The sequence below is a fragment of the Cryobacterium sp. N19 genome, from assembly GCF_002929595.1.
GTDB lineage: Bacteria > Actinomycetota > Actinomycetes > Actinomycetales > Microbacteriaceae > Cryobacterium > Cryobacterium flavum.
The window spans coordinates 126,956-140,257 of record NZ_PJJR01000052.1 but is presented as its reverse complement, the minus strand read 5'-3'; the positions used below and the strand labels follow the sequence as shown (position 1 = coordinate 140,257).

Sequence of the window (13,302 nt, the reverse complement as noted above, 5' to 3'; positions counted from 1 at the left end):
CCTTGAGGAGAGGTCATGACATCACGCAGGGAAGTTTTGCAATTGGGCGCATTCGGGGCGCTCGGTCTGGTCGGAATGGAGGGAAATGACAACGTAGTTCCGACCGTCCCCCTGATCACCCAGAGCCAGCTCGCCCCGCAGAACATGCCGGTGCCCTACGCTGGTGTCTTTCGCCGGCCCCCTGTGCTGGCACCGTATAAAACCGGTTTTGACAACGGTGATCCTTCGCGTCCCTTCGCCTACTACTCGCTCACCGAGAAGCTCGGACAGGCCCAGTTCGTACCGGGCCTGTCCACCACCGTGGCCGGTTACAACGGCATGTTTCCCGGCCCCACCATTCGGGCCGCGCAGGGCACTCGCTGCGAGGTACGCATCCGCAATGCCCTCCCGGCTCAGGGTCTGCTGCACGCCAACGCCTTCCGCACGGTCACGCATCTGCACGGCTCGGCCTCGCTGCCGCAGTACGACGGCTATGCCAACGACTACACGTCTCCCGGTTATGTGAAGAACTACCATTATCCGAACTGGCAGACCGCGCGCACCCTGTGGTACCACGACCACAATCACCACCTCACCGCACAGAACGTGTATTCCGGCCTGGCCGGGTTTTACCCACTGTCGGACGCTCACGAGCGGGCCCAGCTGCCGCAGGGTGAATTCGATGTGCCGCTCATGATCTCGGACGTCATGTTCAACGCCGACGGGTCGCTCGGCTACAACGACAATTCCCACAATGGTCTGTGGGGCGACATCGTGATGGTCAACGGGGTTCCGTGGCCGACCATGAAAGTCAAGCCACGTATTTACCGTTTTCGGGTGCTGGTCGCGTCGATCTCCCGCTCCTTTCGGCCCACACTGTCGACTGGCGACCCGATGTACGTGGTCGGCACCGACGCTGGCATGGTACCCCGCGTGCAGGCGGTCGCCTCGTGGCGGCAGGGCACGGCCGAGCGATACGAGATTCTGATCGATTTCAGAAAGTACCGGGTCGGGCAGACCATCGACCTGAAGAACCTGAGCAATAAGAACAATGTCAATTTCGTGAACACGGACAAGATCATGCGGTTCGAGGTCGTGGCCGATTCCGGTTCGAGTGCGGGCAGTATTTCGGCGATCCCGGCCACCCTGGACGACGGAGGCGCGCTTAATCTGAGCCGCGGCGGCATCGCGACCATGGACCTGACCCCCGCCATGGCCAAGGCCAAGCGTGAACTGAGGGTGGAGAAGGCCAACGGCGTCTGGAAGATCAACGGCGTCACCTGGGACGACGTCGCGGCCTCACGGTTCACCAAGTTGTTCGCCAATCCGCAGCCCTACGATGTGGAACAGTGGACCATTATTAATGCCTCCGGCGGCTGGTTCCACCCGTTGCACGTCCACCTGGTCGACGCCAAGATCATCGCGCGCAACACCAACGGCGGCAAACCGTTCGCCTGGGAAAATGGCCCGAAAGACGTCTTCTACGCCGGCGAAAACGAATCGATCACCGCGCTCATGCAGTTCGACACCGGAGCGGATGCCGGTGGCCGCTACATGATCCACTGCCACAACCTCGTGCACGAGGACCACGACATGATGGTGCAGTTCGCGGTCGGCGACTACCGGGTGAACGACCCGATCAACTCCGATCCTTCCTACCCGGACACCATGCCGCCAGACTTCTACACCCCGGCGTACCTGCCGGGGACGCCAGCCGGCACCTGATGCTGCACGCGCCTCGTCGGAGCCCAGCGGTGCTGCTTGCTCTGCTCAGTGCTGGACTACTGGGTGTATTTCTGAGCGGCTGCACCGCCGGGGCTTCCGTCCCGCCGTCCGGTGTCACGCCGACGGTCAGCGTCACCAATGCTGAAAACGGGTCCGAGATCGGCAACGGTCGCCCGACCGTGTCCTTTGACGGCCCCCTGGTGCAGCGCCGCGTGGTGCTCGCCGTTGAAGCGGATGCTGACCTGCCCGCGTTGCGCGCGCGGCTGGAGCAACGGGCATCCGCTTCGCATCTCGCGCTGACCGACATCTCGCCCGACGTATTGCCGGCCGGGGTGCTCGAACAGGGCGTGCCCCAGCTGACCGTACTGCTGTCGGCAGGCGCCACCAGGGATGAGGCGCGAGCGTTGCTCGCGAGCGATGGACCGGAGTCGATCGATTCGTACTTCGTGCTCAGTGTGCTCGTGCACGACCTGCGTTTCGTCGTGGACTCGGCCGACCCGACCGCCCTGGCCGATGCAGTCGCACGGGAAGGCATCCTCTCGGATGATCTCGGCAACTATGGCAGTGCGATCGGTGCCAACACACTGGAGGTCAGCTACCTTGGAGCGCTGCTCGGCGATGACGTGGTGGCCGACGTACGCGGCGGCATGGCCCGCAGTGCCGGAATCACCGCCGATCAGGTGCGCGTTGCGGCCGGAACGCCGGGTGGAGCCGGCGTGGATATGGCCGCCGAGCCCGAGCCGGCCGCGGTTGTCATTGCCGACAGCGATGCGAGCCACGGGCACGATGGCAGCGTGTCCGCGACAGCCGCGACCTCGCCGGGCCCGGCCGTGAACGCCTGGAGCGTCTACGGCATCGGTCTCACCGTGCTGCTGATCGGGTCCGTCGGCATCATGATCTGGACGGGTCGGCGCCGGTCGGCGGCTAGCGAGATCGAACCGGAGCCACGCGATCGAGAGTAGCCATGACGGAGGTGCCACCGCCCATCCAGGAGCGTACCTCAAGGGAGCCCCCGGCAACGTGGATGGTGTCGCGCATGATGCGCAGGCCCAGATGGTTGTCGGGGGCACCCCCGTTCAAATCGAACCCGCAGCCGTTGTCGTGAATGAGCAAAATGGTGCGGTCGTCGTCTTGCATGAGGGTGAGCTCGAGAACACCGGCCTTGGCGTGCTTCACCGTGTTGGCGAGCACCTCGCGGGCGACCCGGTAGAACATGGCGGCACGGTCGCGATCGAGGTCGCAGTTGGCCGGTACGTGAAGTTTGACCTCGATCCCCTGCTCGAGCAGCGGAGCGGTGAGGCGTGTGAGGGCGGCCGGCAGCCCGAGCTCTTCGAGGTCGGGTGGGTACAGCTCGGTGGTCATCGCCCGTAGCGTGCGCACGTTCTTCTGCAGGATGGCTTTGGCCTGGCCGAACAGTGCCCGGTTCTCCGGTGCGGAGTGCCGTTCCTCGGCTTCGAGGGCATAGGACAGCCCGGCAAGGTCTTGAATGACTTCGTCGTGCAGGTCGCGCGCAATGCGCTGGCGCTCCAGGTCGGAGGCATCGATAGCGTGTTGCAGCAGCTTGCGCTTGATGGACTGGTGATTTTGGATGCGCCGGGCCAGTTGCACGGCCGGTATGAGTTGCGCCAGCTGCAGAGCTCCGAGCGACAGCAGGAAGGCCGGGATAAGGCCGAGAAGTACGGTGTCTTGCTCATGGCGCAAGGCATCGTCGTTGAAGTAGGCCTCGAGGATGAACGCGTTGCCGTTGCTCGCGATGGAGCGCACGTAGACTTCGACAAGTTCACCCGAATCGGTTTCATACAGGTCGTCGGGGGCTGTTTGCGTCTCGAGGGTGGCGCGGCCCTGGCCGCCGGCCAGTAGCTCCGGTGCCCAATTGGGGAGGGCAAAATTTTGGCCGACGAGCAGGGGCAGATCGGAGTAGACGATTTTTCCGTTGGCGTCCCAGACCTTGATGCGCACGAGCGACCCATCGGCGAGGCGGGGGGCCAACCGCTCGTCGAGGCGCCGAGTGGATCCCGGATCGCCGGCCACGACGCCGTCAGTGATCAGCGGACCGAGCGAGTAGTCAGCCAGCCGCTGGGTGTGCAACACCGCGTTGGCCATGGCGTTGGCCTCGGACTGCGCGCGCACCCAGAGGGCGACCGGCACGGCGACCAGCACCAGGGCAACGAGTCCCATGAGCAGAAAACGCTGCACCGCAGCGCGCACCTCGGAGCGTTCGGCGGCCTGATGCTCGTCGTGCCGGTTTTGGAACGACGAGCCCGGCCGCCTTCTAGACATGCTGCGCCGGCACCAGACCGAGTCGGGTGGCAATCACGACGGCCTCGAGCTGCGAGTGCGCGCCGAGCTTGCCGAGGATGGCTTTGACGTAGCCGCGGCAGGTGTTCTCGGAAATTCCGAGAACCCTCGCGTTGGCCCGCACGTCGGAGCCCTCGCCCATCAGTCGAAGCACGGCGAGCTCACGCTTGGTCAGCTCGGGAAAGGGGATCTCTTCGCTGCGCTGCCGCCGCCGGGCACTCAATAGGCTAACGAGGGACGGATGCACGAGGAAACCGCCGATGCGCGCGTGCCGCAGGGTGTCGAGCACCGTCGCGAGGGAGCCGTCTTTGGGTAGGAACGCGCAGACCCCGATCGCGGCGGCCTGCTCGAGAGCCTCGAGGGCCGGGTCGCCGGTGAGGATGACAATTCGGGTATGAGGAGCGCGGGCGAGGATGGCTGTGGCCGCGACGAGACCGCTGCCGTCGGGTAGGTGGTAGTCCATGACCACGACGTCGGGGACCAATTCCTGGCAGGCGGCGATGCCGGTGGCCACGCTGTTAGCCCAGCCGACGCTGCACAAATCGGGTTCGCGGTTCAGGGAACCGGTGAGCAGTTCAGCGAAGGTGGTGTGGTCGTCGACGATGAGAATACGAATTTGCCCCATCGGGGTTGTGTCGACCGTGACGGAGCCGGGTAGTGACGCGGTCGCGCTGGTCCCCTGCACGCTGGGTTCGATCGGGTACATCTGCGCGCTCATCTGCGGGGACCTCTCTGCCCGATACTAAGCCTCGATGCTGCCGGAGCACACTGTGCTGTTCCGGTTGGCGAGACCATTATCAGGACAACCCGAGTTTTTGTCGAGTCCTGTCTCTTTGGCCCCCCATGTGGTACGAGGCCGACGGGGCCGGCTCAGGCACGAGTGACGGCGCGTCGCAGAAATGACGTGACAACATCAGTAGCCTCCCGGAGGGAATCCGCGACCGGCTCTGGTCGCGAAGAAGAAGTGGTGGCAGGGCGCCCAGGCTCGCTCGTCGGCGACGGGCGAAGCTGGTCGTGCAGCATGAGCAGCGCGGACAGCACGTCGGCCAGGTCGCCGTCGCCGTCAGCCGTAGCGTGCAGCAGGCGAAGCTGGGCAGCGTGCAGAATCGGGCCGGGAGCGCAGCCCAACTCGTTCTGCATCGAGCGGCGACACCGGTCGTAGGCTTGCAGGCCCTCGGCGTGGCGCCCGCTGGTCTCCAATCCGAGAATGAGGGCCGTCCAGGCTCGTTCGTTCAACGGCTCGTCGGCCAGTGCGAGGTTCGCGAAATCGAGGGCGTCATCGATGCGGTGCAGGGCTGCAGCTGTTTCCGAAGCGAGAATGCGGGCGCTGGTGAGGCGGGCGGCGTGCAGATCGCGGGCTTCCATTGCCCAGGCCGGCAGAAGTTCGTCGCCGAGCAGCGGTGCGGCGGCGAGGTCCAGAGCGCGCAGCAACAGGGGATACGCGAGGCCGGGAATGGTCTTCTGCGCTCGCTTCAGCAGCACGTCGAACTGGTCAAGGTCGACGTCGACGAGTTCACGGTCCAACACGTAGCCGCCGGTCGTGGTCTGCAGCGGGCCAAATTTTCCCGCGCCGGGCTGCAGATGGCGACGGAGAACGCTGACGTAACTTTCCAGGGTGGGCAGGGCCTCGACCGGAGCGCTCGCGCCCCAGAGCAATTCAATGAGGCGGTCTTTGGAGACCGGCAGTCCCAGGTGCACGAGCAGAATTTCGAGGATCTGGCGAGGCTTGGGCCCGCCCAGCTGATGGGCGTGCAGCACGGTCGATCCCCGTCGAACGCTGAGGTTTCCAAGTACGTGCACGCTCAAGTGGGCTATGGGTGTCGCGGTGGGCTGTTCTCGGGTGACGAATCCAGTTGTCATGCTGACCTCCACTGTTGGAATGCAACCATGCTGCCCGCTTGCCGATAGGCGGGGGTAGCCGCGTGTGGAGTAGACATTTACCCCCAATTTCGGGGGATATTCTCAGGGTGCGGTGTGGTGCCCCGTTCCGAGCGATAACCGCGCGCCCTGCGGGCCGTCCAGAACCAGGGCGATGGCCTGATTCGGGATCTCAAAGACCAGGGTTGCCAGAACGGATGTCCCGGCCGCCGCCTCCCGCTGGCTCAGGTCGACCCAGAGCGCGGTGGCATGGGATCCGACACCGGACAGGGAGTAGTCGGCGGCGTCGAAAGACAGACCGGCGGCATCCGCTGCGGTCAGTTCGAGCAGGATGCGCACGCGGTGAGCGCCGGGCTGCACAGCGCTGTCGAGCCGGTCGGCTGAGCCAGGCGGTACCCAGCCGTCGGATTCGAGCGGGATGACCGCGCTGATGCGGGCGAGCCCGCCGGGGACGGCGGTCGTGTCGCCAAACGCGGTGCTCGGCTTCGTGCCGGTGAGAAGCAGAGCACAGGCCAGCGCTGCCATCACGAGCCAGACGACGGCCAGCGGGATCAGAATCTTCCGGCGGCGCGGGGACAGGGCGCGGCGGGGCTGCGTCTGCCGAGTGGTTTCGGGATGCTTCGCGCCGTCGTCGAGGCGAACCAGACGCAGCGTCGCGTTTGTGGGAGTCATGGCGGAATCTTGGTGCCGGCACCATGGGAAAACCCTGCTGGGGTGATTGGGTCACCGCTTAGCTACTGATGGTTTCCGGGCCGGGAACGGGTTGGACGTTGCAGTGGGGGTTAGTGGTGCGGCGGCGGGGCGGAGGCGAGAATGGCGAGAACCATGAGACGGAGTGTACCCAGGTGCGCGCCAGACCTGACCGGGCCCGGTCCCGGAAACTGGGCCCATATTCTAGGCCGGGCCCGGGACTCACGGATTGGTGTCCATCGTCAAACTGTGCGTGCCGGCCGATCGCGCTGGCCCGCACGCACAATTCGGCCAGCGCGCCGGCGCGTGCCGCTGGCCGCGCCATCTGCTTCCGCGATCAGTGCTCGTCGGCTCCGAGTACGCGCAACGGTAGGTAGACCGAGCTACCCATCCTGGTGAACTCAGCCGATTTCTCCGCCATCCCGGCCTCGATCGCCTCGAGGCTGGTGAGGCCGTTCTCTGCGGCATACACCCGAACATCTGCTGAAATGCGCATGGAACAGAACTTGGGACCGCACATGCTGCAGAAATGGGCGGCTTTGGCCGGGCCGGCGGGCAGCGTCTCGTCGTGAAAGCTTTGCGCGGTGTCGGGGTCGAGCGAGAGCGCGAACTGGTCGGTCCAACGAAACTCGAAGCGGGCCCGGCTGAGGGCGTCGTCGCGTTCCTGCGCGCGCGGATGCTGCTTGGCCAGGTCGGCGGAGTGTGCGGCGATCTTGTAGGTGATCACTGCGGTCTTCACGTCGTCGCGGTTGGGCAGGCCGAGGTGTTCCTTGGGGGTGACGTAACAGAGCATGGCGGTGCCGGCCTGGGCGATGATGGCCGCGCCGATCGCGCTCGTGATGTGGTCGTAGGCCGGGGCGATGTCGGTGGCGAGCGGGCCGAGCGTGTAGAAGGGGGCCTCCTCACAGAGTTCCTCTTCGAGGCGCACATTTTCGACGATCTTGTGCATCGGAACGTGGCCCGGACCCTCGATCATCACCTGCACGCCATAAGATTTCGCGACCTTGGTGAGTTCGCCCAGGGTGCGAAGCTCGGCGAACTGGGCCTCGTCGTTGGCGTCGGCGATTGATCCGGGGCGCAGGCCATCGCCGAGCGAGAAGGTCACGTCGTAGCGGCGCAGAATCTCGCACAGCTCCACGAAGTGGGTGTAGAGAAAGCTCTCCTGATGGTGGGCGAGGCACCAGGCGGCCATGATCGAGCCGCCGCGGGAGACGATTCCGGTCACCCGGTTGGCGGTGAGCGGCACGTAGCGCAGCAGCACTCCGGCGTGCACGGTCATATAGTCCACGCCCTGCTCGCACTGCTCGATAATGGTGTCGCGGTAGATCTCCCAGGTGAGCAGGGCCGGGTCGCCGTTGACCTTTTCGACGGCCTGGTAGAGCGGAACGGTGCCTACCGGAATGGGCGAGTTGCGCATGATCCACTCGCGGGTGAGGTGGATGTCCTTGCCGGTGGAGAGGTCCATCAGGGTGTCGGCGCCCCAGCGGGCGGCCCAGACCATTTTTTCGACCTCTTCGGCGATCGACGAGGTCACGGCGGAGTTGCCGATGTTCGCGTTGATCTTCACGGTGAAGGCCTTGCCGATGATCATCGGCTCGCTCTCGGGGTGCATGCGGTTGGCCGGAATGACAGCGCGGCCGCGGGCCACCTCGTCGCGCACGAGCTCGACAGAGACGCCCTCGCGGGCGGCGATGTAGGCCATCTCCGGGGTGACGATGCCGGCCCGGGCCCAGACCAGCTGGGTCGCAGCGCCGTCGATGGGCAGCGGATGTTCCCACCCGGCCCGGGTCTTCGGCAGCCCCTTCTCGAGGTCGATCGTGGCCGTGTCATCGGTGTATAGGCCGGACGTGTCGTACAGGTCGAAGTGTTCGCCGTTGCTGAGGTTCACCCGGCGAACCGGAATTTCGAGCCCTGGCCAGGCCGGCACCGGTTCGTAGCGTTTGCTGCTGCCCTGGATCGGGCCGGTGGTGACGGTTTCAGACATGGAGATTTCGTCAATTGTGCGCATGTTCTCGAACTTCCTACGCCGGCATTACCCGGACAGGTTCAACGGTCGACGGCCCTGGCCGTCCTCTCAGCTCGCTGGTGCGCGCTCCCGTGGGTTGTGTGTCTTCTGACTCCTTCACCCTAGCGTGAGTCCTGTCCATGCTCGCGGCGGCCGGCGTGCTGGCGGCGCGCCGGGCATCCGTTCAGCGGGCGAGGGAGGCGAGTTCGGCGCGGGTCGAGGCGCCGACCTTGCGCAGCAGGTTGGCCACGTGAAACTTCACGGTGTTCTCGCTGATGGTCAGCGCCTCGGCAATCGCCTTGTTGCGCGCGCCCGACGCCACAAGCTCGAGCACGCCGCGCTCGCGCGGGCTGAGGCCCCAGGCTGCCGCCGCCGAAACGGATGCCGTGGGCGCGTCGAGCGGCAGCGACACCGCCATCTCCGACCCCCAGCCGGCGGTCGCCTCGACACCCAGCGTTCCGCTGAGCGCCACGACGCGGGCGGCCAGCTGGCGAACGCTCGGAACCTCGGCGTCGAGGTCGCCCGGCCCGTCGTCGCGAATGCGAATCAGCAGGTTGCTGCCGTCGCAGTCCCACTGAACGCGCACCCGCGCGACCCCGGTCTGCTCGACCAGGGCGAGCACGGCGCCGCGCACGATGGCCCTGGCCTCGTGGGCGACTTCGCCGGGCAGTGCGCGGCCGTTGACCGGCGGCTCGATGAACTGCACGTCGAGGTCGCCGAAGCGCACCAGCGGGCGCAGGTCATTTTTGAGACGTTCGAAGGCGCGGGCAACAGGTTCTTCGGTGAGGCTCCGGTCGAGGTCGCTCACCGCGCGCAGGGCGACCATCGCCGCGGCGGCGAGTTCGGTGGCCTTCTGGCGGGCAGCGGTGTCACTCGTGCTGCTCGAGCGCAGCACGGCGAGCAGGGATTCCAGCGTGGTCGCGTGCGTGTCGGTGAGGTCGGCGATGAGCTTGGAGCGTTCGGCGGCCATGCTGCGCGCGGTCTGCACGGGTGAATCGGCGAGGAAGGTCATGCGAATAGCCTATCCGAACCGTCCGTGGAGCCTGCCCGGAGCAATTCGTTTGGGTAGTAAAACCATTCGTTTGGCGGGCCGCACGCCCGCTCGAAGGAGTGGAGTATTGACCTATGACCGAAACGACAACCACCCCCACCACAGCGGATGCCCTCGGTCTCATTTTCGCCGAGAATGGCCGCGTCGTGGACGCGCTGCGGGCGGCATCCGCTTCTGTGGTGCTGGATGACGCGGCGAGCCTGCTCGCTGTGGCACCGCGGGTGTTCGTGCTGGGAGCCGGCCGTTCCGGGCTGGCGTTGAAGATGACCGCGATGCGGCTCATGCACCTGGGCCTTGACGTGCACGTGGTCGGCGAGGTAACCAGCCCGGCGATTGCGCAGGGCGACCTGCTGCTGGTGGCGAGTGGATCCGGAACGACGGGCGCCATCGTGCGCGCCGCCGAGACGGCTCACGGTGTGGGTGCGAACATTCTCGCGCTGACGACGGCGCCGGAGTCGCCGCTCGGGCACCTCGCCGCGGTGACCGTGGTCATCCCCGCGGCCGCCAAGCAGGACCACGCCGGGCAGGTGTCGGCGCAGTACTCGGGCGGGCTGTTCGAACAGTCCGTGCTGCTGGTGGGCGACGCCCTATTCCACACGCTCTGGCAGCGAAGCGGTGCGACGGCCGCCGAGCTCTGGCCGCGTCACGCCAACCTCGAGTAACAAACCGGATAGGGCCCAGGCCCCGTCCCGAAAACCACAGACCGCTTACCCCAACAGAAAGTAGAACCCCATGAAGCTTCAGGTAGCAATGGACGTACTGACCACCGACGCCGCGCTGGCGCTCGCCGCGCAGGTCGCCCCGCACGTCGACATCATCGAGCTCGGCACCCCGCTGATCAAGGCTGAGGGCCTGCGCGCCGTCACCGCGATCAAGGCCGCGCACCCCGACAAGATCGTCTTCGCCGACCTCAAGACGATGGATGCCGGCGAGCTCGAAGCCGACATCGCCTTCGCCGCCGGCGCTGACCTCGTGACGGTGCTCGGCACGGCCGGAGACAGCACCATCATCGGAGCCGTCGCCGCCGCGACCAAGCACGGTAAGGGCATCGTCGTCGACCTGATCGGCGTTGCCGACAAGGTCACCCGCGCCCGCGAGGTCACCGCGCTCGGTGCCCAGTTCGTCGAAATGCACGCCGGACTCGACGAGCAGGCCGAGCCCGGATTCTCGCTCGCGAAGCTGCTCAACCAGGGCGAAACCGCCAAGGTTCCGTTCTCGCTGGCCGGTGGCGTGAGCCTGGCGACCATCGCCTCGGTGCAGCGCGCCGGCGCATCCGTTGCCGTTGCCGGCGGAGCCATCTACGGCGCCGATGACCCGGCTGCCGCCGCTGCCGCCCTGCGCGCCGCGATCATCTAGATTCGCGTCTTCTCGGTGCCGTTCCGCTTCGCGCGGGGCGGCACTTTCGCGTTAACGTCCCGGTCGCATCAAGCGGATGCCCGCGCCACGCGCCGCCGTGCGGTGGGCGCCGCTAGGCTGGTGGCGCCCAGACCAGGTGGCGGCACCGTCGCCGCGAGAGGACGCGCATCCCGCATGACCAGCACAATTTTCGACCGAGCCCGGCCCGCGGCATCCGTTGTCGCAGCCTCACTCGTCGGCACCCGGCAGGGCTCCTTCTGGCTCGACGACCTCGCGCCGCGTGCGAACTACCCTCGGCTCTCCGGCAACCTCAACTGCGACCTGGCGATCGTCGGCGGCGGCTACCTCGGCTTGTGGAGCGCGGTGCTGGCCAAGCAACAGAATCCGGCGGCGCGCGTGGTGCTGCTGGAGGCGCGCACGGTCGGCTGGGCGGCATCCGGTCGCAACGGCGGTTTCTGCGAGGCGAGCCTCACCCACGGCGAAGAGAACGGGCGCACGCGCTGGCCGCAGGAGATCGACCGGCTGACCGAGCTCGGTAATGAGAACCTCGACGAAATCGAGCGAGCCGTGGCCGCACTCGGCCTGGACTGCGATTTCGAGCGCACCGGCGCCATCGACCTCGCCATCGAGGACCACCAGATCGAGTGGCTGCGTGAGGAGACGACCGACGAGAACACCGTGTTTCTCGACCAGGCGGCCGTGCAGGCCGAGGTCGCGTCTCCGACCTACCTGGCCGGGGTCTGGCACAAGCGCAGCAATGCCCTCGTGCATCCGGGCAAGCTCGCCGCCGAGCTGGCTCGCGTGGCCACCTCCAGCGGGGTCGAAATCTTCGAGAACTCGCTCGTGCAGAACCTCGACACGACCGGACTGACCGCGGCGCAGGGCACCCGGGTTGTGACGGCGGGCGGCTCCGTGACTGCCCAGAAGACGGCTCTGGCCACAAACGTCTTTCCGTCGCTACTCAAGCGCAACAAACTCGCAACCGTGCCGGTCTACGACTACGTGCTCATGACCGAACCACTGAATGCCGACCAACTCGCCGCGATCGGCTGGCAGCACCGGCAGGGGCTCAGCGACCTGGCTAACCAGTTTCACTACTACCGGCTGAGCGCCGACAACCGCATTCTGTTCGGGGGCTACGACGCCGTCTATCACTACGGGCGTAAGGTGCGTAGCGGGTATGAGAACCGCCCCGAGACCTTCGCCAAGCTCGCGAGCCACTTCTTCACGACGTTTCCGCAGCTGGCCGGGGTGCGTTTCAGCCATAAGTGGGCCGGCGCCATCGACACCTCCACGCAGTTCTGCGCGTTCTTCGGCCAGGCGCGCGGCGGGCGCATCAGCTACGCGGCTGGATTCACCGGCCTCGGGGTCGGCGCCACGCACTTCGCCGCTCAGGTCATGCTCGACCAGCTGGCTGGCCGCGCCACCGAGCGCACTGAACTGGCCATGGTGCGCGGTCGTCCGCTGCCGTTTCCGCCGGAGCCGATCGCATCCGCTGGGATTCAGGCCACGCGCTGGGCGCTCAACCGGGCCGACCACAACCGCGGCAAGCGCAATGCCTTGCTGAAAACCCTCGACGCGCTGGGCCTCGGCTTCGACTCCTAGCCGCTAGGGCGTCAGCCGAGCAGCAACCGGCCGAGCTGGTCGGTCGAGTGCACGACCGCCGTAGCAGCCTCGGCCTCAGCCGGAGAGCCGTAGCCCCATTCCACCAGAATGGCCGGAATGCCGTTGGCCTGGGCGCCGATGGCGTCGTAGCTGCGGTCGCCGACCATGACGGCGCCGCTGGTGTCGACGCCGGTCGCGGCCAGCTGGGCGAGAGCCTCGGCGACGATGTCGGCTTTCTTGCTGCGGGTATCATCGGCGGAGGCACCGACCGTGGCCGTGAAATACTTCGCCAGGTCGAAGTGCGTGAGAATGGCGATGGCACTCAGCTCGGGCTTGCTGGTGGCGAGGGCGAGCGGGATACCCGTCGCGTGAATGCGCTCGAGTAGACCGGCGATGCCGGGAAAGACAGCCGTGTCGAGGGCAGCAGCGCCGTGATACTCAGCCCGATAGACCGCGATGGCCTCCACGGCTTCGTCTGCGGTCATTCCCGCATATTCCTGGAAGGCGTCGAACATGGGCGGTCCGACGTAGGCGAGCAGTTCGGCAGCGGACGGAACCGGACGCCCGAGCAGCGTGAAAGTGCGAGCCAGCGAGCTGGTGATCGCCGGGGCGGAATCGGTGATGGTTCCGTCGAGGTCGAAGAGAATGGCGCTCCAGGTGCGCGTCAATGTTGCGTTCATTCGGCATAGCCTAGGTGTTCTGGAGGCAATGTACC

At 66.4% G+C, this 13,302-nt stretch carries 12 protein-coding genes and 1 riboswitch; of the genes, 5 read left to right on the top strand and 7 right to left on the bottom strand.

Going from position 1 to position 13,302, the window contains the following annotated elements; genetic code table 11:
* Window positions 1-15 precede the first annotated feature (15 nt).
* Complete coding sequence (locus CXY78_RS14245) at window positions 16-1,704, top strand: multicopper oxidase family protein (protein WP_104089914.1); 1,689 nt, start codon at window positions 16-18, stop codon at window positions 1,702-1,704.
* A gap of 29 nt (window positions 1,705-1,733) precedes the next feature.
* The gene (locus CXY78_RS14240) at window positions 1,734-2,666 is read left to right on the top strand and encodes a hypothetical protein (RefSeq protein WP_104089913.1); all 933 of its coding nucleotides are present in this window, start codon (window positions 1,734-1,736) and stop codon (window positions 2,664-2,666) included.
* Here the strand turns inward: CXY78_RS14240 and CXY78_RS14235 are convergent.
* The 6 genes from CXY78_RS14235 to CXY78_RS14210 all read right to left on the bottom strand — a co-directional run bounded on the left by CXY78_RS14235 (window position 2,629) and on the right by CXY78_RS14210 (window position 9,587).
* On the bottom strand, window positions 2,629-3,984 hold the full coding sequence (locus CXY78_RS14235; protein ID WP_092338508.1) for a sensor histidine kinase: 1,356 nt from the start codon (window positions 3,982-3,984) through the stop codon (window positions 2,629-2,631). The genes CXY78_RS14240 and CXY78_RS14235 overlap by 38 nt on opposite strands.
* Window positions 3,977-4,720, bottom strand: coding sequence for a response regulator transcription factor (locus CXY78_RS14230; RefSeq protein ID WP_104089911.1), 744 nt, complete (start codon window positions 4,718-4,720; stop codon window positions 3,977-3,979). Before CXY78_RS14230 ends, CXY78_RS14235 begins: the two co-directional genes overlap by 8 nt.
* Before the next feature lie 152 nt (window positions 4,721-4,872).
* Window positions 4,873-5,862 (bottom strand): BTAD domain-containing putative transcriptional regulator, encoded by a 990-nt coding sequence (locus CXY78_RS14225; protein ID WP_104089910.1) that lies wholly within the window; start codon window positions 5,860-5,862, stop codon window positions 4,873-4,875.
* A 102-nt stretch (window positions 5,863-5,964) separates the two neighbouring features.
* Entirely contained in the window at window positions 5,965-6,552 is a 588-nt protein-coding gene (locus tag CXY78_RS14220) for a hypothetical protein (protein WP_092338515.1), read from the bottom strand.
* A 355-nt stretch (window positions 6,553-6,907) separates the two neighbouring features.
* A complete protein-coding gene (gene thiC / locus CXY78_RS14215) occupies window positions 6,908-8,578 on the bottom strand; it encodes a phosphomethylpyrimidine synthase ThiC (protein ID WP_104089908.1) in 1,671 nt (556 codons plus the stop codon).
* Window positions 8,572-8,680, bottom strand: a riboswitch (TPP riboswitch). (Overlaps the previous gene by 7 nt.)
* A 79-nt stretch (window positions 8,681-8,759) precedes the next feature.
* Window positions 8,760-9,587 carry a LuxR C-terminal-related transcriptional regulator gene (locus CXY78_RS14210; RefSeq protein WP_092338517.1) on the bottom strand — a complete coding sequence of 276 codons (828 nt, stop codon included), beginning with the start codon at window positions 9,585-9,587 and terminating at the stop codon, window positions 8,760-8,762.
* Window positions 9,588-9,700: 113 nt separating this feature from the next.
* Here CXY78_RS14210 and hxlB point away from each other — a divergent pair, with 113 nt between their 5' ends.
* The 3 genes from hxlB to CXY78_RS14195 all read left to right on the top strand — a co-directional run bounded on the left by hxlB (window position 9,701) and on the right by CXY78_RS14195 (window position 12,587).
* Complete coding sequence (gene hxlB, locus CXY78_RS14205) at window positions 9,701-10,288, top strand: 6-phospho-3-hexuloisomerase (RefSeq protein ID WP_092338519.1); 588 nt, start codon at window positions 9,701-9,703, stop codon at window positions 10,286-10,288.
* 70 nt (window positions 10,289-10,358) lie between these two features.
* Window positions 10,359-10,982 (top strand): 3-hexulose-6-phosphate synthase, encoded by a 624-nt coding sequence (gene hxlA, locus CXY78_RS14200; RefSeq protein ID WP_092338521.1) that lies wholly within the window; start codon window positions 10,359-10,361, stop codon window positions 10,980-10,982.
* Between the two features lie 174 nt (window positions 10,983-11,156).
* Complete coding sequence (locus tag CXY78_RS14195; protein WP_104089907.1) at window positions 11,157-12,587, top strand: FAD-binding oxidoreductase; 1,431 nt, start codon at window positions 11,157-11,159, stop codon at window positions 12,585-12,587.
* Between the two features lie 11 nt (window positions 12,588-12,598).
* Here the strand turns inward: CXY78_RS14195 and CXY78_RS14190 are convergent, their stop codons facing one another.
* Complete coding sequence (locus CXY78_RS14190; protein WP_092338525.1) at window positions 12,599-13,267, bottom strand: HAD hydrolase-like protein; 669 nt, start codon at window positions 13,265-13,267, stop codon at window positions 12,599-12,601.
* Window positions 13,268-13,302 lie beyond the last annotated feature (35 nt).